This is a genomic window from Enterobacter sp. RHBSTW-00994, from assembly GCF_013782625.1.
GTDB lineage: Bacteria > Pseudomonadota > Gammaproteobacteria > Enterobacterales > Enterobacteriaceae > Enterobacter.
The window spans coordinates 1,698,526-1,723,402 of record NZ_CP056199.1 but is presented as its reverse complement, the minus strand read 5'-3'; the positions used below and the strand labels follow the sequence as shown (position 1 = coordinate 1,723,402).

The 24,877-nt window shown below is 53.4% G+C and carries 26 protein-coding genes, 1 pseudogene and 1 riboswitch; of the genes and pseudogenes, 16 read left to right on the top strand and 11 right to left on the bottom strand.

The window, feature by feature from the left end; genetic code table 11:
• Positions 1-33 precede the first annotated feature (33 nt).
• Positions 34-1,395 carry a beta-propeller fold lactonase family protein gene (locus HV346_RS08070; protein WP_181623001.1) on the bottom strand — a complete coding sequence of 454 codons (1,362 nt, stop codon included), beginning with the start codon at positions 1,393-1,395 and terminating at the stop codon, positions 34-36.
• Between the two features lie 734 nt (positions 1,396-2,129).
• Between HV346_RS08070 and HV346_RS08065 the strand changes: the two genes are divergently transcribed.
• From HV346_RS08065 to rutG, 8 genes are all read left to right on the top strand, one after another.
• On the top strand, positions 2,130-2,594 hold the full coding sequence (locus tag HV346_RS08065; RefSeq protein WP_181623000.1) for a SymE family type I addiction module toxin: 465 nt from the start codon (positions 2,130-2,132) through the stop codon (positions 2,592-2,594).
• A 321-nt stretch (positions 2,595-2,915) separates the two neighbouring features.
• The gene (gene rutA, locus HV346_RS08060) at positions 2,916-4,007 is read left to right on the top strand and encodes a pyrimidine utilization protein A (protein WP_181623723.1); all 1,092 of its coding nucleotides are present in this window, start codon (positions 2,916-2,918) and stop codon (positions 4,005-4,007) included.
• Complete coding sequence (gene rutB / locus HV346_RS08055) at positions 4,007-4,699, top strand: pyrimidine utilization protein B (protein ID WP_181622999.1); 693 nt, start codon at positions 4,007-4,009, stop codon at positions 4,697-4,699. Before rutA ends, rutB begins: the two co-directional genes overlap by 1 nt.
• 11 nt (positions 4,700-4,710) lie before the next feature.
• On the top strand, positions 4,711-5,097 hold the full coding sequence (gene rutC / locus HV346_RS08050; protein WP_181622998.1) for a pyrimidine utilization protein C: 387 nt from the start codon (positions 4,711-4,713) through the stop codon (positions 5,095-5,097).
• A gap of 7 nt (positions 5,098-5,104) precedes the next feature.
• Positions 5,105-5,905, top strand: a complete 801-nt coding sequence (rutD, locus tag HV346_RS08045; protein ID WP_181622997.1) for a pyrimidine utilization protein D — start codon at positions 5,105-5,107, stop codon at positions 5,903-5,905.
• A 9-nt stretch (positions 5,906-5,914) separates the two neighbouring features.
• Positions 5,915-6,505: a malonic semialdehyde reductase gene (locus HV346_RS08040; protein ID WP_181622996.1), complete on the top strand. Its 591-nt coding sequence runs from the start codon at positions 5,915-5,917 to the stop codon at positions 6,503-6,505.
• A 9-nt stretch (positions 6,506-6,514) separates the two neighbouring features.
• Positions 6,515-7,009, top strand: coding sequence for an NADH-dependent FMN reductase RutF (gene rutF, locus HV346_RS08035; RefSeq protein ID WP_181622995.1), 495 nt, complete (start codon positions 6,515-6,517; stop codon positions 7,007-7,009).
• 21 nt (positions 7,010-7,030) lie between these two features.
• Positions 7,031-8,359 carry a pyrimidine utilization transport protein G gene (rutG, locus tag HV346_RS08030; protein ID WP_181622994.1) on the top strand — a complete coding sequence of 443 codons (1,329 nt, stop codon included), beginning with the start codon at positions 7,031-7,033 and terminating at the stop codon, positions 8,357-8,359.
• Here the strand turns inward: rutG and HV346_RS08025 are convergent.
• Both HV346_RS08025 and HV346_RS08020 read right to left on the bottom strand, forming a co-directional pair.
• Positions 8,347-9,270: a DMT family transporter gene (locus HV346_RS08025; RefSeq protein WP_181622993.1), complete on the bottom strand. Its 924-nt coding sequence runs from the start codon at positions 9,268-9,270 to the stop codon at positions 8,347-8,349. The genes rutG and HV346_RS08025 overlap by 13 nt on opposite strands.
• Before the next feature lie 150 nt (positions 9,271-9,420).
• Positions 9,421-9,594, bottom strand: coding sequence for a general stress protein (locus HV346_RS08020; RefSeq protein WP_181622992.1), 174 nt, complete (start codon positions 9,592-9,594; stop codon positions 9,421-9,423).
• Positions 9,595-10,038: 444 nt separating this feature from the next.
• Here HV346_RS08020 and HV346_RS08015 point away from each other — a divergent pair, with 444 nt between their 5' ends.
• From HV346_RS08015 to HV346_RS08005, 3 genes are all read left to right on the top strand, one after another.
• A complete protein-coding gene (locus HV346_RS08015) occupies positions 10,039-10,485 on the top strand; it encodes a hypothetical protein (protein ID WP_181622991.1) in 447 nt (148 codons plus the stop codon).
• 314 nt (positions 10,486-10,799) lie between these two features.
• Positions 10,800-11,396 carry an NAD(P)H:quinone oxidoreductase gene (gene wrbA / locus HV346_RS08010; protein WP_181622990.1) on the top strand — a complete coding sequence of 199 codons (597 nt, stop codon included), beginning with the start codon at positions 10,800-10,802 and terminating at the stop codon, positions 11,394-11,396.
• An 18-nt stretch (positions 11,397-11,414) separates the two neighbouring features.
• Positions 11,415-11,642 carry a YccJ family protein gene (locus tag HV346_RS08005; protein WP_181622989.1) on the top strand — a complete coding sequence of 76 codons (228 nt, stop codon included), beginning with the start codon at positions 11,415-11,417 and terminating at the stop codon, positions 11,640-11,642.
• 32 nt (positions 11,643-11,674) lie between these two features.
• Here the strand turns inward: HV346_RS08005 and agp are convergent, their stop codons facing one another.
• On the bottom strand, positions 11,675-12,916 hold the full coding sequence (gene agp, locus HV346_RS08000) for a bifunctional glucose-1-phosphatase/inositol phosphatase (RefSeq protein WP_181622988.1): 1,242 nt from the start codon (positions 12,914-12,916) through the stop codon (positions 11,675-11,677).
• Between the two features lie 152 nt (positions 12,917-13,068).
• Here agp and HV346_RS07995 point away from each other — a divergent pair, with 152 nt between their 5' ends.
• Together HV346_RS07995 and HV346_RS07990 are read left to right on the top strand one after the other, a co-directional pair.
• Positions 13,069-13,509, top strand: a complete 441-nt coding sequence (locus tag HV346_RS07995; RefSeq protein WP_181622987.1) for a helix-turn-helix domain-containing protein — start codon at positions 13,069-13,071, stop codon at positions 13,507-13,509.
• A gap of 153 nt (positions 13,510-13,662) precedes the next feature.
• A complete protein-coding gene (locus HV346_RS07990) occupies positions 13,663-14,457 on the top strand; it encodes an SDR family oxidoreductase (protein WP_181622986.1) in 795 nt (264 codons plus the stop codon).
• A gap of 1 nt (position 14,458) precedes the next feature.
• Here the strand turns inward: HV346_RS07990 and HV346_RS07985 are convergent, their stop codons facing one another.
• The gene (locus HV346_RS07985) at positions 14,459-14,818 is read right to left on the bottom strand and encodes a helix-turn-helix domain-containing protein (protein ID WP_181622985.1); all 360 of its coding nucleotides are present in this window, start codon (positions 14,816-14,818) and stop codon (positions 14,459-14,461) included.
• 100 nt (positions 14,819-14,918) lie between these two features.
• On the opposite strand from HV346_RS07985, the pseudogene HV346_RS07980 reads away from it, so the two are divergent.
• Positions 14,919-15,661 (top strand): annotated as a pseudogene (locus HV346_RS07980) (SDR family oxidoreductase).
• 1 nt (position 15,662) lies between these two features.
• Here the strand turns inward: HV346_RS07980 and HV346_RS07975 are convergent.
• The gene (locus HV346_RS07975; protein ID WP_181622984.1) at positions 15,663-16,166 is read right to left on the bottom strand and encodes a VTT domain-containing protein; all 504 of its coding nucleotides are present in this window, start codon (positions 16,164-16,166) and stop codon (positions 15,663-15,665) included.
• Between the two features lie 158 nt (positions 16,167-16,324).
• Positions 16,325-16,494: riboswitch (M-box (ykoK) riboswitch) on the top strand.
• A gap of 60 nt (positions 16,495-16,554) precedes the next feature.
• On the opposite strand from HV346_RS07975, the gene HV346_RS07970 reads away from it, so the two are divergent.
• Positions 16,555-17,556: a magnesium transporter gene (locus HV346_RS07970; RefSeq protein ID WP_181622983.1), complete on the top strand. Its 1,002-nt coding sequence runs from the start codon at positions 16,555-16,557 to the stop codon at positions 17,554-17,556.
• Positions 17,557-17,598: 42 nt separating this feature from the next.
• On the opposite strand, the gene HV346_RS07965 is transcribed toward HV346_RS07970, so the two are convergent.
• Positions 17,599-18,675, bottom strand: coding sequence for a LacI family DNA-binding transcriptional regulator (locus HV346_RS07965; protein WP_181622982.1), 1,077 nt, complete (start codon positions 18,673-18,675; stop codon positions 17,599-17,601).
• 269 nt (positions 18,676-18,944) lie between these two features.
• On the opposite strand from HV346_RS07965, the gene HV346_RS07960 reads away from it, so the two are divergent.
• Positions 18,945-20,210, top strand: coding sequence for a maltoporin (locus HV346_RS07960; RefSeq protein WP_181622981.1), 1,266 nt, complete (start codon positions 18,945-18,947; stop codon positions 20,208-20,210).
• A gap of 145 nt (positions 20,211-20,355) precedes the next feature.
• On the opposite strand, the gene HV346_RS07955 is transcribed toward HV346_RS07960, so the two are convergent.
• The 4 genes from HV346_RS07955 to HV346_RS07940 all read right to left on the bottom strand — a co-directional run bounded on the left by HV346_RS07955 (position 20,356) and on the right by HV346_RS07940 (position 24,871).
• On the bottom strand, positions 20,356-20,604 hold the full coding sequence (locus HV346_RS07955) for a PTS transporter subunit EIIB (protein WP_181622980.1): 249 nt from the start codon (positions 20,602-20,604) through the stop codon (positions 20,356-20,358).
• Positions 20,605-20,724: 120 nt separating this feature from the next.
• The gene (locus HV346_RS07950; protein WP_181622979.1) at positions 20,725-22,782 is read right to left on the bottom strand and encodes a beta-galactosidase; all 2,058 of its coding nucleotides are present in this window, start codon (positions 22,780-22,782) and stop codon (positions 20,725-20,727) included.
• A gap of 30 nt (positions 22,783-22,812) precedes the next feature.
• A complete protein-coding gene (locus HV346_RS07945; protein ID WP_181622978.1) occupies positions 22,813-24,015 on the bottom strand; it encodes an arabinogalactan endo-beta-1,4-galactanase in 1,203 nt (400 codons plus the stop codon).
• A 4-nt stretch (positions 24,016-24,019) separates the two neighbouring features.
• On the bottom strand, positions 24,020-24,871 hold the full coding sequence (locus HV346_RS07940; protein WP_181622977.1) for a sugar ABC transporter permease: 852 nt from the start codon (positions 24,869-24,871) through the stop codon (positions 24,020-24,022).
• Between the last annotated feature and the right edge of the window lie 6 nt (positions 24,872-24,877).

The window sequence follows — 24,877 nt, the reverse complement described above, 5'->3', positions numbered from 1 at the left end:
CCTGCCTGCGACTAACCAGGCGGACTCATGCCGTTATTTTTTGGCGGTGATTTTCGTCACTGAGCCTGTCTGAACTTTATCCCCGGTCGAGCCATACATAGACACCAGATAAACTGCGCCATCAGGCCCGGCGGTCAGGTTGTTTGGCGTATCATCCACCGGGATATTAGCGACCAGTTTACCGTCCTTGTTCAGCACTGCTACGGTTCCGCCTGCACGCGTGGCGGCGAAAACCTGCGATGTCACCGGATCCCAGACGACAGATACTCCCCCGGCACCAATATAGGTATCCGCAAGTACCTTACCGTCCGCATCAAGAACCACGACATTGTTCGTCTCCTGGGACGCGACATACAGACGGCCAGTCTGCGGATCGCGAGCGATGTCGGTTGCGCCCTGCGCCTGAGGTACTTTCACCGTCGTACTCTTGCCGGTTTTGAGATCAATCCAGCCTACCCATGGCGTATCGCGGCTGACGCCGTAGAGCTTGCCGCCAGCGCTATCGAGGATAAGATCGGTACTGTTAAACAGGTTTTTGCCACGCTCCACCACAAACTCCAACTGACCGATGTGCTCCAGCGTTTTGGTGTCATACACTTCGACAAAACCGGTCAGCGCCGCGCTGACATAGGCCCGATTGTTGTCTTCATCAATAACCACATCGCGTGGATGCGAGACCGATCCCTCCGGGAAAACCTTCACAACGGAAAGCGTTTTTGCGTCATAGACGGTCACCGTCTCGGCAAGGGTGTTCGTCGTCCAGACCTGATTATGGGCATTATCAACACCGACGCCGAAGACACCAATCTGCTCACCCTTTTTGTCTTTAGGCAGTGTTGCCTCCGCTTCGACAGCCAGGGTTCTGGCATTCAGTCTCATTAGGCGGCTACCATCCTTCGGGCCGCGTGCAGAGGTCACGAACAGCTTTCCGTCAGCCGACACTGCCGACTGGTAAGCCCGCTCACCGACGGACGTTGTTTGCAGCCTGAAAGCCTCCGTGTTTTTTGGCGGGACAATCTGGGACAATTTCAACATGACCTGCGAAGCGCTCGCGGGGTTTTGCGTAATAACAGTGAGTGGATGAAGGCCTGTTGCGGCATCGGCCGGAACGGTCAACGGAATATTGAGGTTTCCCTTCTCGTCGGCGGTCAGTGGTTTCGGTGTCAGGACTTCAGCACCATTGAGAATGGTGACGGTCGTGCCCGCCTGCAAGCTCTTAATGGCTATAACCGTTTTATCTCCGGGCTTGACGGGAACTTCCCGTGACCCGGCACGGATGCTACCAGGAAAGGTCGTGGTGGTGGCTGTCCATTGGCTATCGGCGTATGCCGTTGTGGCAGTTGATATCGCAATAGCTGAGGCCAACAGTACTGACCAGACTGAAATTCTTCTCATCTTCTCTCCATAAATTGTATTGATGCTGCTTCTCAACGCAGCCACAGGGTTTTCCCACGCGATGAGTCTTATCTTCCGCCATGAGAACCAGATCTTGTTTTAAGCGCGTTCAACATAGCACACTGATGCAAATAGTTATCATTACTGTTTTGAGTGGTATCTTAAATGATGGGCCTTTACTGTATCGCGGGGAAACGTGGTGTGGGTTTTGGATAGGGTGGGCAGGAGGGACACCTTAAGATTCAACCATTAGAAATGTTAGCTGCGAAAAAACGATGTAGAATTATGTATATTAAACTTAATATTCTGTGACAGCTTGTAATAACAATGGAGTGTTCACGCTGCATAACGCTTGGGCGTTTAAAATTAAAAGATGAAAAATGAGTAATAAGAATATTAAAAGCTACTGTCGTGATTGTTGCAAAAAACTAATTATCAGGAAGTTGGAACATCAATTTTTGCTTTCTATCCGTATAGGGCGAGAAGGTCCATTCCTCGCTCAAACCAGCCCCTCAAGTCCCCCCACACCTTTCCTCGAGCCGCCTCGCATTTTCACTATTTCCCCGACCATTTTACCCCTGTGTATTTATCCATAAGGGTATAATCGGCGTAGTGAAACCACCCAACACAAGCAGTGAGTTTTAGACAGGAAAGTAGATAAACGAGATCGCGGTAAAAAGGTGTAACAGCACCTTTATACCGCTAACCACAAAACAACTAAACAGGAGTTGAATATGGCTGCGAAGAATTTTATGCCAGAGCGGGCTGTTGCCCAAACGGAAAATGCAGTATTTGAAAATGGTGAAGAAATTCGCGAGCAGGTACGCAAAAAGAACCCACGGACGTTGCATGGGGATCCCACCCATTCCGGGCGTGTTCACGCGAGGGATGAGACGGGTTCATCCTGCGGTGAGCTGTATACGCGAATGGAGAACAATTATCTGCCGCTGTCCGGGGAGTGGCTGTCCCGCGCCGGGTTTGCGTATGGCCGCGCGGTAAAAATCCGCGTGATGCCGGATTGCATTGTGATCACCCCGCAGAATACGCGCGAGCTATGGGGCTGTTTAGAAGGGTTAAGCGCAGTGCATACCAATAAGCTCAAGGTGAAAGCGTGGCTGGCGACATTCCCGGGGGCGCTTAATGATACGGGCGATCAGCCGGAGCACAAACGCGTGAACGGGCCTGTGAAGCCCCGGTAAACGCTAACCTGCGATCCCGGTCAGGGCCGGGATCGTTGCCACTTTCCCCCGCCCTTTTTCACCCTCCCTTGCTGCATTCCCTTCATCATGCCCTGCACCTCAATCGCGCATGAACGCCTGATTTCTGTGCAATGTTTTTGACCATTTAGTCCGTTTTTTTAGCCTTCATTTCATCAACTTTGCGTTAACACATTAATAACACAGTCATTTTCAAAACTGGCATCTCCTTTGCAAAACCTTGTTCACGAGGCTGAACAGGATATGCAGGATGCAGCGCCACGTCTGACTTTCACCCCATACAGAGATGAAGAGAGGTTCGTGATGAAAATTGGCGTATTCGTACCTATTGGTAACAACGGCTGGCTGATCTCCACCACCGCGCCGCAGTACATGCCAACCTTTGAGCTGAATAAGGCGATTGTGCAGAAAGCCGAGCATTACCATTTCGATTTTGCGCTGTCGATGATCAAACTGCGCGGTTTTGGCGGCAAGACCGAATTCTGGGATCACAATCTGGAGTCCTTCACCCTGATGGCAGGGCTGGCAGCCGTGACATCGCGCATCCAGATTTACGCAACAGCAGCCACCCTCACCCTGCCCCCGGCCATTGTGGCGCGAATGGCATCAACCATCGACTCCATCTCAGGTGGCCGTTTTGGCGTTAACCTCGTCACCGGCTGGCAAAAGCCAGAATATGACCAGATGGGGATTTGGCCGGGCGACGAATACTTTTCCCGTCGCTATGAGTACCTGACGGAGTACGTCCAGGTATTGCGCGATCTGTGGGGAACTGGCAAGAGCGACTTCAAAGGCGACTACTTCACCATGAATGATTGTCGTGTCAGCCCACAGCCCTCTGTGCCGATGAAGGTTATCTGTGCCGGACAGAGCGATGCTGGCATGGAATTCTCTGCAAAATACGCGGACTTCAACTTCTGCTTCGGAAAAGGCGTTAATACCCCGACAGCCTTCGCGCCAACCGCCGCACGCATGAAAGACGCCGCCGACAAAACCGGACGTGACGTGGGTTCCTACGTGTTGTTTATGGTGATCGCCGACGAAACCGACGACGCTGCGCGCGCAAAATGGGAATGCTACAAGGATGGCGCCGATGACGAAGCCCTGAGCTGGCTCACCGAGCAGAGCCAGAAAGATACCCGCTCCGGCTCCGATACCAACGTTCGCCAGATGGCTGACCCGACTTCAGCAGTCAACATCAATATGGGCACGCTGGTCGGCTCTTACGCCAGTGTGGCACGAATGCTCGACGACGTGGCTAACGTGCCAGGGGCAGAAGGTGTTCTGTTGACCTTTGACGATTTTCTGACCGGTGTTGAAACCTTCGGCGAGCGCATTCAACCGCTGATGCAGTGCCGCTCACACATCCCTGCTGTCACGAAGGAGGTCGCGTAATGACCACGCTCGACGCTCGCCCGGAAGCCATTACCTTTGAGGCACAAAAAAGTGCCCTGATCGTGGTGGATATGCAAAACGCCTATGCCAGCCAGGGCGGTTACCTGGATTTGGCAGGCTTTGATGTCTCCGCGACGAAACCCGTTATTGAGAACATTAAAACGGCTGTCGCTGCCGCACGCGCTGCGGGAATGCTGATTATCTGGTTCCAGAACGGCTGGGACGATCAGTATGTGGAGGCGGGTGGCCCCGGCTCTCCTAACTTCCACAAGTCCAACGCCCTGAAAACCATGCGCAAACAGCCGGATCTCCAGGGCAAGCTGCTGGCAAAAGGCGGCTGGGATTATCAACTGGTTGATGAACTGGTTCCTGAACCTGGCGATATCGTGCTGCCGAAACCCCGCTACAGCGGTTTTTTCAACACCCCGCTCGACAGCCTGCTGCGCTGCCGTGGGATCCGCCACCTGGTCTTTACCGGCATCGCCACCAACGTCTGTGTGGAGTCGACCCTGCGCGACGGTTTCTTCCTTGAATACTTCGGTGTGGTGCTGGAAGACGCCACCCACCAGGCCGGGCCGGAATTTGCCCAGAAAGCCGCGCTATTCAATATCGAAACCTTCTTTGGCTGGGTAAGCACTGTCGCTGATTTCTGCGACGCTCTCTCCCCGCCATCATTAGCCCGTATTGCCTGAGGAGAAACACAATGCCGAAATCCGTGATCATTCCACCGGGCACGAGCACCCCCATTGCCCCGTTTGTCCCCGGCACACTCGCCGATGGCGTGGTGTATGTTTCCGGCACGCTGCCGTTTGATAAGCAAAATAATGTGGTCTACCCCAACGACCCAAAGGCGCAAACCCGCCACGTGCTGGAGACGATCAAAAGCGTTATCGAGACCGCAGGTGGCACGATGGAGGATGTGACATTCAACAGCATCTTTATCACCGACTGGAAAAACTACGCCGCGATTAACGAAATCTATGCCGAGTTTTTCCCTGGCGACAAACCAGCGCGGTTCTGTATTCAGTGCGGGCTGGTCAAACCGGAGGCACTGGTCGAAATCGCCACCATTGCCCATATTGCTAAGTGAGGCTGCCGTGAAAATTTCCGTCTCACCGCCGCCCTTTTCTGGCGCTCCCGTCGTGGTACTGATTGCCGGGCTGGGCGGCAGTGGCAGCTACTGGTTGCCCCAGCTTGCCCTGCTGGAGCAGGAGTACCAGGTGGTGTGTTATGACCAGCGCGGTACGGGGAATAACCCCGACACACTCCCGGAAGGCTACAGCCTGGACACCATGGCGGACGAGTTGTTTCAGGCACTCACAGAGGCAGGCATTCAACGTTTTTGCATGGTCGGCCACGCGCTGGGCGCGCTGGTTGGCCTGCAGATGGCGCTCGATAGACCCGATGCGGTTACCGCTCTGGTGTGCGTCAACGGCTGGCTCACGCTGAATGCCCATACCCGTCGTTGTTTTCAGATCCGTGAACGCCTGCTCCATGCGGGCGGCGCACAGGCGTGGGTAGAGGCGCAGCCGCTGTTTCTCTACCCGGCGGACTGGATGGCTGCTCGCGCACCGCGCATGGAGGCAGAAGAGTCGCTGGCGCTGGCCCATTTCCAGGGCAAAAACAATCTGCTGCGCAGGCTGGCGGCCCTGAAACAGGCCGATTTCAGCCGTCAGGCTGCCCGTATTCGCTGTCCTGTGCAGGTTATCTGCTCCGCTGACGACCTGCTGGTTCCTGCCGTCTGTTCAACTGAGTTGCAGGCCGCAATCCCCGGTTGCCAAAAAGTGGTGATGCGCCAGGGAGGACATGCCTGCAACGTCACCGAACCCGATATCTTTAATACCCTGTTGCTGAACGGGCTGGCCCGCCTGCTGCACAACCATGAACCCGTTTTATAAGGAGCTGCGATGAGCGAAGCCATTAATCCTTCCGCACTGGAAACCCTGTTCACCGGTGCTCGTACGCATAACGGCTGGCAGGATATTCCGGTCAGCGATGAGACACTACGGGAGATCTACGGCCTGATGAAATGGGGGCCGACCTCCGCCAACTGCTCACCTGCGCGCATCGTGTTTGTCCGAAGTGTGGAAGGAAAAGCGAAACTGCGTCCGGCGCTTTCCAGCGGGAACCTGGAGAAAACCCTCAGCGCCCCGGTGACGGCGATTGTCGCCTGGGACAGCGAATTTTATGAGCGTCTGCCCGAGTTGTTTCCACACGGAGACGCAAAAAGCTGGTTTACCTCAAGCCCGGCGCTTGCGGAGGAGACCGCCTTTCGCAACAGCGCTATGCAGGCTGGGTATCTGATCTTTGCCTGCCGCGCCCTGGGGCTCGACACCGGGCCGATGTCTGGATTTGACCGACAAAAAGTCGATGACGCCTTTTTCACGGGTACGACACTGAAAAGTAATCTGCTGATCAACATCGGCTATGGCGATGTCCGCAAACTATACGGGCGTCTGCCCCGGCTGAGTTTTGACGACGCCTGTGGCCTGGCGTAAGGAGCGAAAATGAATACTCCCGATAAACAAACCTTTCGCGATGCGATGGCCTGCCTGGGCGCGGCCGTCAACATCATTACCACCGACGGGCCTGCCGGTTTAGCGGGCTTTACCGCCAGCGCGGTATGCAGCGTGACCGATTCACCACCAACCCTGCTGGTATGTCTGAACCGTGGCGCGTCAGTCTGGCCCACCTTCAGCGAAAACCGCACACTGTGCGTCAATACGCTCAGCGCCGGACAAGAGCCACTGTCGAATCTGTTTGGCGGCAAAACGCCAATGGAAGAACGTTTCTCCGCTGCCCGCTGGCAGACGGGAGAAACGGGCTGTCCGCGTCTGGAAAATGCACTGGCGTCGTTTGACTGCCGTATCAACCAGGTCGTCAGCGTTGGCACTCACGATATCCTGTTTTGCGACATCGTATCGATCGTTCGCCATCCCGTGCCGCAGGGACTGGTGTGGTTTGACCGCGGCTATCACGCACTCTTGCGACCCGCCTGTTAACCCTCCTTAAGGAGACAGCTTATGGCAATGTTCGGTTTTCCCCACTGGCAGTTGAAATCGACCTCTACGGAACACGGCGTGGTCGCGCCGGATGAGAGACTCCCGTTAGCCCAAACTGTGGTGATGGGCGTTCAGCACGCCGTCGCGATGTTTGGCGCAACCGTACTAATGCCCATGCTGATGGGGCTTGATCCCAACTTATCCATTTTGATGTCGGGTATCGGTACGTTGCTGTTCTTTGTGGTCACAGGTGGGCGAGTGCCGAGCTATCTGGGGTCAAGCGCCGCCTTTATCGGGGTTGTTATTGCCGCCACCGGGTTTAACGGTCAGGGGATTAACCCCAATCTGAGCGTCGCACTCGGCGGCATTATCGCCTGTGGTCTGGTCTATACCCTGATTGGCCTGGTGGTAATGAAGATTGGTACTCACTGGATCGAACGGCTGATGCCTCCGGTGGTAACAGGCGCGGTGGTTATGGCGATTGGCCTGAACCTCGCCCCTATCGCCGTTAAAGGTGTGTCCGGCTCGCCATTTGAAAGCTGGATGGCGGTGATCACGGTTCTCTGCATTGGCCTGGTAGCGGTATTTACCCGTGGAATGATCCAGCGTTTGCTGATTCTGGTCGGGCTGATTGTGGCCTGTCTGGTGTACACCCTGCTGGCAAACGTGTTTGGATTCGGCAAACCGGTCGATTTTAGCCTGATCCACCAGGCTGCCTGGTTCGGCTTACCGCAGGTCACCTCCCCGACGTTTAGCGGCCAGGCGATGATGCTGATCGCCCCCGTCGCCGTGATCCTGGTTGCAGAAAACCTAGGCCACCTGAAAGCCGTCGCTGGCATGACCGGGCGCAATATGGACCCGTACATGGGGCGTGCGTTTGTGGGCGATGGGCTGGCAACAATGCTCTCCGGCTCTGTCGGCGGCAGCGGGGTCACGACTTATGCGGAAAATATTGGCGTCATGGCTGTCACCAAAGTCTATTCCACGCTGGTGTTTGTCGCGGCCGCCGCCATTGCCATCTTGCTCGGCTTTTCGCCTAAGTTTGGCGCACTGATCCACACCATTCCCGGCCCGGTCATTGGCGGCGCATCGATTGTGGTATTTGGGTTGATTGCGGTGGCGGGCGCACGTATCTGGGTCCAGCACAATGTCGATCTCAGCCAGAACGGCAACCTGATTATGGTCGCGGTTACGCTGGTGCTGGGTGCGGGTGACTTTGCCCTTTCGCTGGGGGGATTCACGCTGGGCGGGATCGGAACGGCTACGTTTGGAGCAATCCTGCTTAACGCCCTGCTGAGCCGCCGAATGGCGGTGACGCCGCAGGGCGACGTGGTGCGTCAGGATTCGTGATTGACCACAGCGCTGTCATTTTCCGGCAGCGCTTTTTTCTTCCGTTTGAGCTTTAACTCGCTGACCAGCACCCCTGCTACAATAAACGCGGCTCCCAGCAGAGCCAGAAGCGGCAGACGTTCTCCGGCGATACGCCCAAAAATCCCCGCCCAGACAGGCTCACCCGTATAGATAACCGTTGCACGCGTGGGCGAAACGCTGCGCTGCGCCCAGTTCATCGTGACCTGAATAATGGCGCTAAAAATGCCCAGCCCCAGGGCGACAATGATAAGCCCTGGCGACATCGGCGGAACAGATTCTCCCGCTGGAACCATCGCCATAAAAGCCACCAGCGATGCGGTAGCCAGTTGCACCACGGTCACTCGCTTAACGTCCACTTTTCCCGCCCAGGCACTGATCAGGATAATTTCAGCCGCAATCGCCACCGCGCCAACCAGAGTGATCATTTCGCCTGGCCCCAACGCCAGCAAATTATCGCCAGGACCGGCCAGCAGGATCAGGCCGATAAACGCCAGCACAATACCGATACAGGACATCAGACCCGGCATTCGTCCCAGACACAGCCACTGTAATAGTGGAACCAGCGGAACATACATGGCGGTGATGAAGGCCGATTTACTGCTGGAGATGGACTGTAAGCCCCAGGTTTGCAGGCTGTACCCCATCGCAATGGACACACCAATCGCCACACCGGCTTTCAGCTCTTTGAGCGTCAACCCGCGCAATGTTTTTAGCGAGATCAAGGCCACGGCAATCGCCGCCGTCGCAAAACGCAGTCCAACAAAGAAGAAGGGATCGCTCAGCGTGACCGCATACTGGACGGCAAGAAACGTTCCGCCCCAGAACATGGTGATCAGAATGAGGATGGCTTCCTGAGGTTTAACGGAGAATCTGAAACGAGAAGACGACATGGTGCACCAGCAATAAGGATCAATTCCGTAGTGTGCGATGCCTTTGGTTACAGTTCAATGTTGCAGAAATAAAAAAACCGCCGGATGTTCCGGCGGCCGGGGAATGCCGCGACCGTCATCGGTCGCTATCTGGAAAAGGATACGGGCGAATTAACTGTTACGGTTCCCGTGGCTATTTTTTCCCCCTTTTTTACCGGCTTCTGATGCACGCTGAGGGTCATTCTTAAAGTTCCCTCCGCTGTGTTGGCCACCTTTACGACCTGCTTCTGATGCTCTGTCACGATCTTCAGCAAAATTACCTGAGCCACCACGATGGTTTGCCATCTTCAACCTCCAGGGTGTGAAACATTAGACATCATACTGCATTCAGTAAAAGAGGATTCTTTCACCTGACGACGTGAAAAAAGCGTCTTATCTCCGCGTCGCGTGGATCTAAGCTTAGCGGATGAGGGCGGTATAACCAGCAAACCGTAATATCCTGCAACAGGATCTCAGCCTCTTGCGCGGGACGTTGTGTGAACCATCAATAACCCTTTCTTATCAATCTAAAAATTGAGTGTCGTAAATATGTTTCATATTGCTACAAAAGAAAGTGTAAGATTTATGATTATAAATCAATTAAATAACAATAAATCGATGCTCTGTGGTCTCAGAAATAGCGTTGTTACCCTTTTGTCTCAACGCTATGATGAGCCGCTCACCTCTGCTAACCCTTTCACGTAGAACCTGTACCACATTTCGTAATGCCTATTTTTATAAGGATTTAAGATGAACAAGCTTTTTGCATTAGCCATAACGGCTCTCGCGTCATCAACAGCCATTGCGGGCGAGATCGCGGATAACGCGACAATAGGCTGGCAAGAGGCGCAGTGTGCGGCGATTTCTCGTCTTGATGAAACGGGCTACAACGGTGCTGCGGGGGATCAGTTGCTCAAGCTGGCGAAACCGCGTCTGTCCAGATACTTTACTCAATATAAAGCCAATGCCATTTCAAAAGAGGAGTGGGGAAAAATCGGGGGCAATCTCGAAGCGTCGGCAAAAATATCCGATGATGCCGATCATTTTGTTTATGCCGTCCTGGCTGACTACACGCGAAAACTGCAGCACTTAAAATCAGAGTCAAACTTCACGCCCGACAGTGTGAATGGGCAATTCTTTTACTCAATGGCATGGGTTAACGGTGGGTGTGCCGCAATGTTAGCGCTGGACAAATAATCCATGATTTAGCAGTGAAATTACCCGGTTTCACTGCTATCCGATCAGAGTCTGTCCGTCCCGCAATAGTCATATCCTGCAACATCATATCTGCTTTTCAGTCTTCTCTGTGTCACTGATGCCATTAAACCCCTCTTATCATTACGAAAATTGAACGGCACAAAAGTGTTTCACGTTACTACAGAATAATTTAGTTAATATGTTGTTATAAATCAAAGAAATGGCGCTAAAAGTTGCACTCTGGCCATCACGACTTATCTTTAAATGAACGCAGCGATTCGCTGTCAGAAAAAACAAACGAGGAGTGATGCAAAATGGCAAAAGTTCTGGTGCTCTATTATTCCATGTATGGACACATTGAAACCATGGCTCACGCAGTAGCAGAAGGTGCAAACAGAGTAGATGGCGTTGAGGTTGTGGTGAAGCGCGTACCGGAAACCATGCAGGCGGAAGCCTTCGCCAAAGCCGGGGGGAAAACACAAAATGCCCCGGTCGCTACCCCACAGGAACTGGCTGATTACGATGCCATCATCTTCGGAACCCCTACCCGTTTTGGCAATATGTCAGGCCAGATGCGCACATTTCTCGATCAGACCGGAGGGCTTTGGGCATCCGGCGCATTATACGGCAAGCTCGCCAGCGTATTCAGTTCCACCGGTACGGGCGGCGGTCAGGAACAGACTATCACGTCGACCTGGACCACGCTTGCCCACCACGGAATGGTGATTGTGCCAATCGGTTATGGCGCACAGGAGTTGTTTGACGTGTCTCAGGTTCGCGGCGGGACACCGTATGGCGCAACCACCATTGCCGGTGGTGATGGCTCACGCCAGCCGAGCAATGAAGAGCTGTCTATCGCCCGCTATCAAGGCGAACATGTCGCGGGTCTTGCCAAAAAACTGAACGGCTAACCCAACAGGAGGACCAGCATGCCAACTCAAGAATCTAAAGCTCATCGCGTCGGCGAATGGGCAAGTTTACGCAACACCTCTCCGGAAATTGCCGAGGCCATCTTTGAAGTCGCGAAATATGATGAAAAAGTGGCTGAGCAAATTTGGGAAGAAGGCAGCGATGAGGTACTGGTACGCGCCTTCGATAAAACGGACAAAGACTCGCTCTTCTGGGGCGAGCAAACCATCGAACGTAAAAACGTCTGAACGTTCCCCCCGCTACGGCGGGGGGTTATCCCCTATTTCGCCGCGTTATTCATGACCGCATTGAATTTATCGACCGGGCAGAAGCCGTTCGCATCGACCGGGCAACCTGCCAGCTCCAGCGTCACATGCTGTGCCGGTGAGGTCAGCGACAGGACACTCGCCTCCCGCAGTTGCTCAGAACTCTGATACACATACTCAATTTTCATCAGCTCACGATTGGCATTTTTATCGTGCCAACGCTGGAAGACAATTTTACCGCCGATCGGTGTACGTTCCTGCTGGTCGTGCAGTTGATACGGCTTAAAGTCCAGGGCCGTCAGCAACGAGGCGATATTAGAGTCGTGTCCCACCAGGAGCGTAATCTTTGGCGCTTTCGCCTGATCCGTCACCAGCGCCTTATCGATATATTTCACCAGCGGTTTGGCGACGTTCTGTGCAACATCGGTAGAGGTGAAGAGCGAATCCTGATAACCATTTTTCAGCTTCGACAAAACGCGCCACTGCTGATCGGTTTTGATTTCCCCCCAGGCGACCTGGTCGGCCGGGAAGCCTTCGTAATATTGCAGCGTAAAGGCATCCACCAGCGAGTTACCCACTTTCAGCGGCCCGGAAACGCCCGGCTCTTTTTCATACTCCGCGCTGAAAGTATCTTTCGCCTCGGTCAGTGAACAGACCTTTTTCTCTTTGCAGGATGGCGACTCCGCATAGTTTGTCATCTGCTCCAGCAGCTTATAGCTTTCATCAAGCTGCATTTTCTGCCGTTCAGTCTCCATCGCCTTCAGCGCTTTTTCACGGAATTCAGGGGAGTTATCCGTAATGACCGGGTTAAAGGTTGGGTCCATCGTGCCCATTTTTTCCTGATGATGGACAGGCACATCACAGCCAGGGAATGCACCCGTAATGAAGAATTGCGCGGTCGCCACGGTGCGTTGCAAACTGTTGGCATAGGCATAAACCGTATTTGCCGGCGGACACTCTCCCGTGGTGACCATCCCTTTGTCTGCCAGCCACTCACGCATGTAGTGCCCCATATAGACTTCAAGCACGCCGCCTTTGGTGGTGAGCTGACCGCCCGGCACGTCCCATTCTGGCCATTTGTTCGGCGTGGCTTGTTCCAGCACGCTGCCATTATTGGCGAGCGGCGCACGCAAGTTATGGCGACTCATGATTAAAACTTGTTCTAACTGATACCCCTCAGGTACGTCCTGCGCCTGTACGCCGAACGTCATGGACATGGAGCCTGCCACTGCAACAGCGAGTAGTGCTTTTCTCATCCCTCATTCCTCACCTGGTTGTTAACATCGCGTTAAGTGTGACAGATTGATGACAATTTTCCGGGAAGCATTTCTCAAACTGATGAATAACGGGCTTACCCGTCAGCATAATTAGTTTTATAATAAAACCATACCGTCCTGGAGAATCGCCCGTGAAACGCACCCGCCTTGAAGAGAGCACCTGCTCGATTGCCCGTTCGCTGGATATTATTGGCGACTGGTGGTCGTTGCTGATCGTTCGCGATGCCCTGCGCGGCATTAAACGCTTCGGTGAGTTTCAAAAAAGCCTCGGTATCGCAAAAAACATGCTGACCTCGCGCCTGAAACTGTTGGTTGACGAAGGTATCCTCATCCTCCAGCCCGCTTCCGACGGCAGTGCATGGCAGGAGTATGTGCTCACCGAAAAGGGACAAGCGCTACAGATGGTCCTGGTTGCTTTGTCGCAATGGGGCAATGAATATCTGTTCGCTGATGACGAATGTGGCAGCGTGTTGGTCGACGTGAAAAACCAGCAACCCCTGCGCAAACTGTCTCTCATTGCAGGCGATGGCCGGGAATTATCGCCTCAGGACGTTGAGCTTAAAACCCCGTAATTTCATATTGTTAGCCTGAATTTCTTTTCTGCCCTGAATTCAGAAACAAAAAATAGCCCCCCAAAATGGTTGCATTATAAAACCAAATATCTCACAGTAAATTCAGTTTCATATTGAAACCAATTAACTCACTTTGCTTTGAGGTACAACACAATGACTACGCAACATTCTGCAGCGCTGATCACAGGGGCATCATCCGGTATTGGCGCAGTGTACGCCGATCGTCTCGCGGCGCGCGGCTACAATCTGGTTCTGGTCGCCCGACGCGAAGCCCGCCTGAAAGCGCTGGCTGAACAACTTTCAGGCCAGTATGGGGTGGAGATCCAGACCCTGACTGCCGATCTGAGCGATGAAAACGGTATTCGCGTCGTTGAAGAAAAACTGCGTAGCGACACCCGCATCGACACTCTGGTTAACAATGCAGGCACAGCGCAGATGGCCCCCTTTTTAGCCGGGGATATTGCCCAACATCAGGCCATCAACACCCTGAATACGACGGCACTGATGCGCCTCACCTACGCCATCCTGCCGCGTCTGGCACAAAACGACAGCGGCACAGTGATCAACATCGCTTCTGTACTTTCTCTCCACGCCCGCGCGGGTAGCGCACTCTATAGCGCCACCAAAGCCTGGGTGTTCAATTTCACCCGCGGCTTGCAGGAAGAGTTTGCCGACCGTCATGTCCGCATCCAGGCAGTATTACCTGCCGCTACCGCAACGGAAATCTGGGATCTGTCCGGGGTATCAGTTAATGATTTACCGGAGGGGTCGGTGATGACAACCGATAATCTGGTCGATGCAGCGCTGGCAGGGTTGGATCAGGGAGAGTTGATCACTATCCCACCAATGCACGACATACAGCTCTGGGCGCGTTTTGAAGAGGCGCGTCTGAACCTGTTTGCCAGCGCACGCACCGGCGAACCTGCCCCACGCTATTTCAGGAAGTAATTTAAGACTCCAGCTGGTCGCCGTAATCATTCATCCAGGCGGCCAGCGGGGAAAGCGCTCCCTGAAGCGTCAGCCCCAGTTCTGTTATCTGATACTCAACCCGCGGAGGGATCTCCGGATAAACCGTACGTGAAACCAGCCCGCGCTGTTCAAACAGGCGTAATTGCTTCGTCAGCTCTTTTTGCGTAATGGGCGCGGCGGCACGCAGCAGATCGCCAAAACGCACCGGCGTATTAAGGACGATCAGGCGATAAAGCACAGGGATCGCCCACTTGCCCGAAATCAGATTCACGAACCGCGTCATTGGGCAGGCATGCACCGCAGAATTTTTTTCGCAGGACACATCGCGTCTTTCCGCCATAGCACACCTCTTGCCTCTTTAGTATCCAGTTGGTACCTGGTTTCCTTTCGATACTAACGTTTCTATAGTGCTTTCTCCACTGACTTTTCAGGAGAAGCACATGGGTCGTTTAGCGGGTAAATACACGTTGATTACCGGGGGAACCAGCGGCATTGGTCTGGCAACCGCACAGGAGTTTATCGCCGAAGGGGCGCAGGTCGCAGGCGTAACCCGGAAACTCTGGCCGAGGCTCAACGGCTCCTTGGCGAGCACGCCTGGGTGATTTCCGCTGATGCGGGCGATACTGCCGCGCAAAAAGCACTGGCAGAGACACTCGCCTCACGCTGGCCACGCCTCGATGCCGTGTTTATCAACGCGGGAGACGTCACACACGGCTTGCTGGAAGAGTGGCAGGAAGAGGCCTGGGATCGCCTGATGCGCATCAACCTTAAAGGCCCCTTCTTTCTGATTCAGGCGTTGTTGCCGCTGCTGAATAACCCTTCGTCAGTCATTCTGTGCGGGTCCGTCAGCGCACGTATCGGCCTGCCCACCAGCAGTGTTTATGCGGCAAGTAAGGCTGGCCTGCTCTCGCTGGCTCGCACCCTTTCAGCCGAACTGCTGCCACGCGGTATTCGCGTCAACGGCCTGAGTCCTGGCCCGGTTGCAACCCCGGCGCTCAATAAGCTAGGTCTGAGCGAAGAGGCGCAAAAAGCCCTGCAAGGGGACATCGCGAGTCTGGTTCCGTTAGGACGCATGGGCACGCCCGTTGAACTGGCAAAAGCCGCATTATATCTGGCATCGGATGAGTCAGGTTATACCGTCGGAACGGAATTACTCGTCGACGGAGGAACCGGAAGTCTGTAAATCAGAAGGCGCTGATGCCGGTGATTGCGCCGACATACAGCGCCGCCCATGCGGCAGCCGACAGCAGACTGATGGCATACACGCGTCCCGCACTCAGCCTGAGCATTCCGGCGGCCAGCGGCACGATATAACGCAGCACGGCGACAAAGCGCGAACCGAATAACGCCACCACACTGTTTTTTTGTAGTTTGCTTTGAATCTTCAGGATCTTATCCGCATGTCTGGCGGTCAAACGCGCAACCAGACGTGTGTGGCCCAGTCGTTGCCCGGCGTGGTAACTCAGCACAGACCCCAACGTCGCGCCAAGCATGATGGCAATCCACGCCACGACGGGAGAAAAAACAGACTGACTCAGGGTTATCCCCGCCAGCAGCATCACCGAAGCAGGAGGTAACACCGATGAGATCAGCACCGTGGACTTACCAAGCGCCATCACAAAAAGCAGTGCAAAGAGATGCGCGGGATGAAGTGCAAAATGGCTGAGCATATTGTTTAACAACGCCATATTCTTTTCCTGATCCCTGTTTCATCTTTCTATTAAAAATGAAACATCCTAAATACTCCCTCAACATTTCCACGAAAATAATCTTCTAAACACTTCTTAAACATTATTTAAATTTCACGGCAACAGAAAAAAACTGGCGTATTATTTTCGACGTTTTACAACGATCTCGTTATGGCGAGGCTCCTGTACAAATACACGTTATCGCTCTGGTGGGTTCGAGAGAACCGGCACAGGGTAAAACAGGCACTGTCGAATCAAGGCTTTGTCAGTATAACTTCCCTTACGGGATACGGTGTACAGTGCTGAACCCAGGACGTGGGGATCTCTTCTTCGACATGCCCTGTCTTGCTCGCCCCTGAGAGATTTTATTATTCAAAGGGAATTCACTATGTCTTACTCCATTCACAACAATAATCCGGCTTTCAATGAAAGCGCTATCGCGCAATACATGAATACCGATTTCATCGTCCTCAATATTGCTTTATGTGTGGCATCAGCACGCGAACAATTTTTCGAAAAATTAAAAGATGATGATATTCCGTCTCATATTTTCATCGAAGATAATGGCCGACTGGCGGGTATGATTGCCGTCAGAAAATTATTACAGGAAACCAATACGGTGCAGCCGGTTAACGCGCTAATGATTTCGCATTTCGTACAGGTAAAACCTGAAGATGAACGCGCGGATCTCGCAGGGTTACTGGCCCACGGCAGTGCAGATGTCGTTCCCGTGGTGACACACGGAAAGCTGGTCGGTTGCCTGACCGAGCGCGAAATAGCGCATCTGCTGGAAGACGATGTCACAGAAGATGCACAGCGCCAGGGGGCAACGCTGCCGCTGGAAAAGCCGTATCTCGAGACCAGTGCATTCAGCCTGTGGAAAAAGCGCTCCGTCTGGCTGTTGTTACTGTTTGTCGCGGAAGCCTATACCAGCTCAGTGATCCAGCATTTTGAAGAGGCGCTGGAATCCGCCATCGCGCTGGCCTTCTTCATTCCACTGCTCATTGGGACGGGCGGCAACAGCGGGACGCAAATTACTTCGACGCTGGTACGCGCAATGGCGCTCGGCGAAGTGCATTTAAGGGATGTGGGACGAGTGCTGCGTAAGGAGATGAGCACTTCGTTAATGATTGCCGCCACGCTGGGTGTGGCTGGATGCATTCGCGCCTGGATGATGGGGATTGGTCTTGAGATCACACTAATTGTCAGCCTGACACTGGTCTGCATTACGCTGTGGAGCGCCATTGTCGCATCGGTTATCCCGATGGTGCTGAAACGCTGTCACATCGATCCCGCCGTGGTCTCTGCCCCGTTTATTGCCACCTTAATCGACGGAACCGGGCTGATTATCTACTTTAAAATCGCGCAGTACACCCTGGGCCTGGAATGACTCTGTTAGCACCTCACTGACCGGTGAGGTGCTAACAGTGCGTTACAGATTACCCAACTGGTGCGCAATTTCGCGTAGCTGTTGGGCAAGCTCCTGCACATTAGTCCCCTTCTCACCTTTTGCCCCGGTGGACTGTCGCACTACCAGTCTGGCAGGCAAAATGGATGACATGCGCAGCGTATTATCGTCGCTGCTGTCAAGAATGCGGCGGACCGCCTCTTTCCCCTGTAAATCGAGATCGAGTGATACTGTCGTCAGCGCCGGGTAGAAGAATGAGCTTTCGTAGGTATCATCATAGCCAATCACCGATTTCTCACCGGGGATGGAGATTTGCTGCTGATGAAATGCACTCAACACGCCCAGCGCCATCTGGTCGTTGGCGACCAGAACGGCTGAGAAGGGGGCGGTTTCACGTAGCATCTGCAATGCCCCCGCATAGCCACTTTGCGCATCCCAGTTGCCACGAATCACCGCCGCTGGCTCCAGGCCATAGCCTTTCAGGGTTTCCATCCAGCTCTTGAGCCTTAACTGCGCAGAGACAGATGACTCCGGTCCTGCCAGCAATGCAATCTCCCGATGCCCCAGTTCATAGAGGTATTTGACGCTGGCGCGGGTTCCATCTGCCGGGTTAAACGAAACGTTAAACACGGAACTGTACGGATCAACGTCGAGAAAAAGACAGACAATATCATCGTTGTCTGTCGCGATTTTCTGCGCCTGCTCGGCTTCCAGCGGGACGTTAATGATCACTTTGCTGACCAGCTGGGATTTCAGTTCGTTGATGGAATCCTGAATACTATGATTGACGTTCTCATCAATCATCGAAATCAGCACCTGATACCCTTCCAGATTTGCGTAACGTTTTACCGCCGCGGCAACCTGCGAAGGGGCATGTAACGCCAGCGAAATGGTCACCAGCCCAACGGTATGGGACTGCTTCCCCACCAGTTGCTGCGCCAGTCTGTTGGGGACATACCGCAATAACTCTATGGATTTCTCCACCTTGAGACGCGTGGCTTCGGATACATTGGCAGATTTATTCAGTACCCTGGACACGGTCTGATAGGAGACGCCCGCATGGCGTGCAACGTCTTCTAATGTCGCGCTTTTCGACTTCATGGTCCGGTTCCTTATGTAGTTATGCGCTGATTGTAACAGGGGACATCTGAAAAAACGCTGACCACCGTACCCTGACGCACATAACACCATCAAAAAGTATGACGCTCACATTGCCACAATTTGTGGTGAATCTCATTAATCGTAACAAAATAGTCTATTTTATTTGCACTTAATCACACATTCATCATCCTGCAATTGCCATATAACAGGTTTAGGCATTTTATGATATCGGATTTGTGAACGTATGACAAAACAATAAGAGGGTAACAATGAACACGATGATCCGCTCTGTATCTGTTGCGCTGGCAGCCGCGTTAGCGTCTCCTTCGCTGTTTGCCGCGTCTTCAGTACCGATTGATTTTCATGGATATCTTCGCTCTGGTGTGGGCGTCTCACGGGATGGTGGGATGGAAGAGTGGCAAAAAAACAAAATTGGGCGTCTGGGTAACGAAGCTGATACCTATGGCGAACTGGAGCTTGGCTCTGAGGTATACAAAAAGAACGATGTCAGTTTCTACCTCGACAGCATGGTGAGCATGGTGTCTGACGGCTCAAACGACAGTGAAACCACTTTCGGAGATGATGCTCAGTTCGGTTTGCGTCAGTTAAACCTGCAAATCAAGGGGCTGATCCCGGGCGATCCAAATGCCGTGATCTGGGGCGGTAAACGCTATTACCAGCGTCATGATCTGCACATCATCGACACCAAATACTGGAACATCTCCGGTGCGGGCGCAGGTATCGAAAACTACACCCTCGGCCCGGGCGCAGTCTCTGTTGCCTGGATCCGTGGCGACGCCAATGATGTCGACTACCGTGTCGACGGTGATAACGACGTCAATATTAACTACATCGACCTTCGCTATGCAGGCTGGAAACCCTGGTCGGGCGCATGGACTGAAGTCGGTATTGATTACGCGATGCCAAACCCGACTAACAAGCAAAAAGACTACGGCGGCTTATATGAGGCCGACAATGGGGTCATGGTAACCGGCGAAATCAGCCAGGACATGTTTGGCGGCTATAACAAGCTGGTGTTGCAGTACGCGAACAAAGGGCTGGCACAGAACATGGTGTCGCAGGGCGGCGGCTGGTATGACATGTGGAACGACGTGAACGATGCGACCGGCTATCGTGTGATCAACACCGGTTTGATTCCCATTACCGACAAGTTCTCCTTCAACCATGTGTTGACCTGGGGCTCAGCGGATGACACTACGCAATATACCGACAAATCACGCTTAGTCTCCCTGGTAGGCCGCGCGCAGTATCAGTTCACCGAGTATGTACGTTTGATCGGCGAAGTGGGTGGTTTCTACCAGCAAGATACCTATACCGATGGCTCTAAGTACAAACAGAGCGGTGAGAAGTACACCCTCGCGCTGGGCCTGGCTGATGGACCTGACTTTATGTCTCGCCCGGAACTGCGTGTCTTTGCGTCTTACCTGAATGATTCCGAAAAAGGTAAATCCTTCGAAGATGGTACGGCAAATAACACCTGGAACTTCGGTGTACAGGTTGAAGCCTGGTGGTAATGAATAAGCAGTAAATACCGGTTTGCGTTAATCGTTATTGTATCTCCAACTATTGGCTGTTTTTTCCTGCGAATGATAGCAATATCATTGCTGCTCTTATTCTCTTTATTCAGGGATAACCATTATTATGGTTATCCCTTTTTATTTATTTCCGCTGATTAAAATGTTCATCCAGCAACTGACGTAATGCATCAGACTGTCGGCCAAATATTGCATGCACCTGCTGCCCAATAATAATTACGCCAAGCGCCCCCTCAAGTTGTAATGCCTGTGAGTCCACTTGTTTTAAATCTTTTACCGTCACGCGTAAGCGGGTAATACAGGCTTCAACCTGTTCGATATTCTCTTCGCCGCCAAAGGCAGGAATTAAACGTTGTGTGATTTTACTGTCCATAATAAGCCTCCTGGTTATGCAGATAAAAAAATGCCTGCTCGAATGAGCAGGCTCCTTCAGGGTGTTTTTCAGCGCGGTGCGGCGTTATGCCCTCTCCTACGGAGAGAGGGCGAAAATCCGCTACGCCTTACGCTTAAGCACCCGGCAGTCCCACGGCAACAGAACAGTGTCGCCAGCCACTGCCGCCTCGGTCATGCAGTCGGTATAGCCCTGCGGTAACGCCACCATCTGCTGCTGCGCGGTAAAGTTTTGCACAAACACCCAGGTGGTCTCACCATCGGTACGCGCAGTTGCCACGACGCCCGGCGGGAAATCCCCTTCAATGGCACGCGGCAGAGCCAGCTCGACCATGATCCCGGCGAAGAAGTCACGCTGGAACGGCAGATCGTTGCGGGAAGCAACATGCCACGCCTTACCAAGACCAAAGCGGTTCACCGTCACAGCAGGCCGTCCCGCATAGAAATCATCACGGTAGGTTGCCAGCGCCTGAGCCGATTCCGTGTGGATCAGCTCGCACAGGTGGCGAACCTGATATGGCCCCTGCAAGCCCGCAGCGTTGCCTGCCAGCCCCTGCACCAGGTTGCGTTCCCCGTCCCCCAGACAGTCGATCTCCTCCGCCCAAATGCCGAGCAAGTTACGCAGTGGCCCAGGGAAGCCGCCGAGGTGACAGAGGTCAGATTCATCGACAATTCCGCTCCAGTAAGTCGTGACCAGATGCCCTCCCGCCGCGACAAAAGCTTCCGCGCGTTCTGCAAAGCCCTGACGCACCATGTAAAGCATCGGCGCAATCACCAGCGCGTACTGGCTCAGATCGCCGTCGGCATCAATCACATCTACCGCAATCCCTTTTTCCCAGAACGGACGGTAGTGCTCGTTAACGGTTTTTTCATATTCCAGACCCAGATTACGTGGACCTTCCGCATCATCCATCGCCCAGCGGTTTTGCTGATCGAAGATGATGGCCACCCGTGCTTCGGTACGGCAGCCCACCACGCCCGGTAAGCGCTCCAGCATCTCACCCAGACGGGTCACTTCACGCCCGACGCGGGTATCAAGATGGCCGACGTGATCGATAATCGCCCCGTGGAATTTTTCCACCGAGCCACGGCTCTTGCGCCACTGGAAGTACTGCACCGCATCCGCGCCATGTGCCACCGCCTGAATCGACGAGAGAATATGCATCCCCGGCTTTTTCAGCTTGCTGGTTGGCTGCCAGTTGGTCACGCTCGGCGTGGACTCCATCAACACAAACGGTTTGCCACCTTTCAGGCTGCGCATCATGTCGTGATACATCGCGGTATAGCAGGCAAGCGTGGTTTCATCTTTCTCTTTGTGCCACATCGGGTAGCTGTCCCAGGAGATGAAATCCAGCTCTTTTGCGAGCTGCCAGTAATCGTAATCGTAGAAATATTCCATAAAGTTAGTCGTGACCGGCAGTTCCGCATTAGCGGCTTTCAGCGGGACGATTTCGTGATGGCAGAAATCCGTCACCTGCGCCGTGTTGAAGCGACGCCAGTCAAGATTCAGGCCATGAATCGACACTTCCCCCTGCGGCGCAGGAGATTCAATCTGCGACCAGTCGGTGTACGTGTGGCTCCAGAAGGTGCTCCACCACGCATGGTTCAGGTTTTCCAGCGTCTCATAACGGGCTTTCAGCCAGTCACGAAAACGGACCTGACAAAGATCGCAGTGACATTCGCCGCCATATTCGTTCGAAATATGCCAGCCCAGCACCGCCGGGTGCTTTGAGTAACGTTCAGCCAGCAATGTATTGATTTTCAGCGTCTTCTCGCGATAAACCGGGGAAGACATACAGTGGTTGTGACGCCCACCGTGCAACGCCGGTATGCGGTTACGGCCAACGCGCAACACCTCAGGGTATTTTTGCGACATCCACGCAGGACGCGCACCGGTAGGTGTGGCAAGAAATATATGAATACCTGCGGCATATAATTTTTCAATAATGTCATCCAGCCAGGCAAAATCGAATTCCCCTTCGCGGGGTTCCAGTTTCGCCCAGCTAAATATGCCCACTGACATGACATTACATTTCGCCTGCTGCATCATGGCGATATCTTTTTCAATAATACCGGGGTAATTCTCCCATTGCTCCGGGTTATAATCCGCGCCATGCAATAGCGCAGCAACCTTAGGACTTAAAGGCGCAAATTTATTCATATTAAAAATTTCCTGAATTAAGACAAAATACTATTTAAATACCGTTATTGACGGCAGCACCTTACCTTTGCAATCGAATAACGCCTGATTCTCACGTGCATTACCCTCTTTCCACTCGTCATGGATATATTTCATCCCGGTTTTCGTTGCCCATGTCGTGCCAGGAACGGCAATCCAGGTAGGCTCCCAGTAAAATATTCCTTTACCGCGATGGTCAGGCACATCAATAACGCTTTGCATTAAATCGTGAATATAATCGTACTGGCCCTGAACAGTGCCTGGATAGCCACCGTCTTTTTCCTCTTTGGCCTGGAAGCTGTTTTCCGCGTTATCGCAGTTCTCCAGCGTATAGCCGTAGGCTGCCTCGACCACAATCACATCTTTGTTATAACGCTTGCTGATGTCATCCATATTGGCTTTTAACGCACTGATCGGGCCATTCCAGTAGGTGTACATCGACAGGCCGATGATATCGAACGGCACGTCGCGTTTGGTGATCTCATCAAACCACCAGCGGAAGGTGTCATTTTTGGTCCCTTCTGCCAGATGGAGCATAATTTTCACCTGCTCGCCATCGGTCAGGTTCTCTTTCATCCCGCTAATGGCAGCATTGAGCAACCCGGCCAGACGGTCAAACTCACCACCGCCCTGCCCCCAGCTTTTGCCTTCCGGCCAGAGCATACCGCCGTTAATCTCGTTACCGATCTGCACCATATCCGGCAGCACACCCTCTTTCTTAAAGCGGGCGATGATATCGTGGGTGTAATCATGGATCGCCGTTTTCAACTGCGGATAATCCATCTTTTCCCAGGCCTTCGGTTTGAACTGTTTACCCGGATCGGTCCAGAAATCGCTGTAGTGGAAATCGAGCAGCAGCTTGAGCCCCTGCGCCTTCACCCGTTTCGCCAGCGCCAGAGTATTTTCAAGGTTGTTACTGCCGCCGCCATAGCCATTGCCGCTGGCATCTTGCGGATCCACCCACAGACGCAGGCGCACATAGTTCACGCCGTTGGCTTTCAGGATCGCAATGGCATCCTGCTGTTGGCCGTTCTGGTTATAAAATTTGGCGCCGTGTTGTTCCGCTTCCAGTAGCGTCGAAATATCCGCGCCTTTAATAAAATCCGCCGGCATGGCGCTAAACGGGCGCGTTTTCACCGCATCCTCCGCGAAGGCACTGGCGGCAAGACCGCAAGAGAGGCAAACAGCAAGCAAAGCGGGTTTGAGTCTGTTCATGTTGTTATCCTTTGGTACTGCCGGAGGTCAGGCCGGAGACGAAGTATTTTTGTAAAGCCAGATAGAGGATCGCCACCGGCACAGCAATCAGCACAGCGCCTGCTGCGTAGGTGGTGTAACTGGCCCCCATTTTTTGTGCCACCAGGTTATAAAGCCCGATGGGTAAGGTGTATTTGTCCGGGGTGCGCAAAATGGTGCTGGAGAGGATGAAATCCCCCAACGGTCCGGTGAAGGAGAACAGGGCTACCACCGCCACAATCGGCTTGGACAGCGGCATGATGATCTCGATAAAAATGCGGAAGTTACTTGCCCCGTCCATACGGGCTGATTCATCAAGGTCTTTCGGGATCGCGTCGAGATAGCCTTTCATCAGATAGGTGTTCATCGGGATCATGCCCCCCACATAGATCAGCACCAGCGCCAGGTGGCTGTTGATAAGCCCCAGCAGTTGCGACAACACAAAGATGGCAATCAGCGCGGAAAATTGCGGGATCATCTGCAACAACAGAAACAGCATCAGACCATTCTGTCGCCCTTTAAAGCGAAAGCGTGAAAACGCATACGCCGTAAAGCTGACGCTGATCAACGTCAGTACCATGGTCAGGAAGCTGATTTTCATCGAATTCCAGTACCAGGTCATGTAATTCACCTGCCCGTTGAACAGGTCAGCATAATGCTGGAATGACAGGTTCTCCGGAATGATGGAAGAGCTGAGCAGGCTGTTTCCCGCATTCAGCGATGCCCCCACCGTCCAGACCAGCGGGTAAATAATAATCACCGACACCAGCACGATAACCAGCCAGGAGAGCGAGAGCCGAACCCACTTCTCGCGTTTAATACTTTGTGATTTAGCCATTGTTAC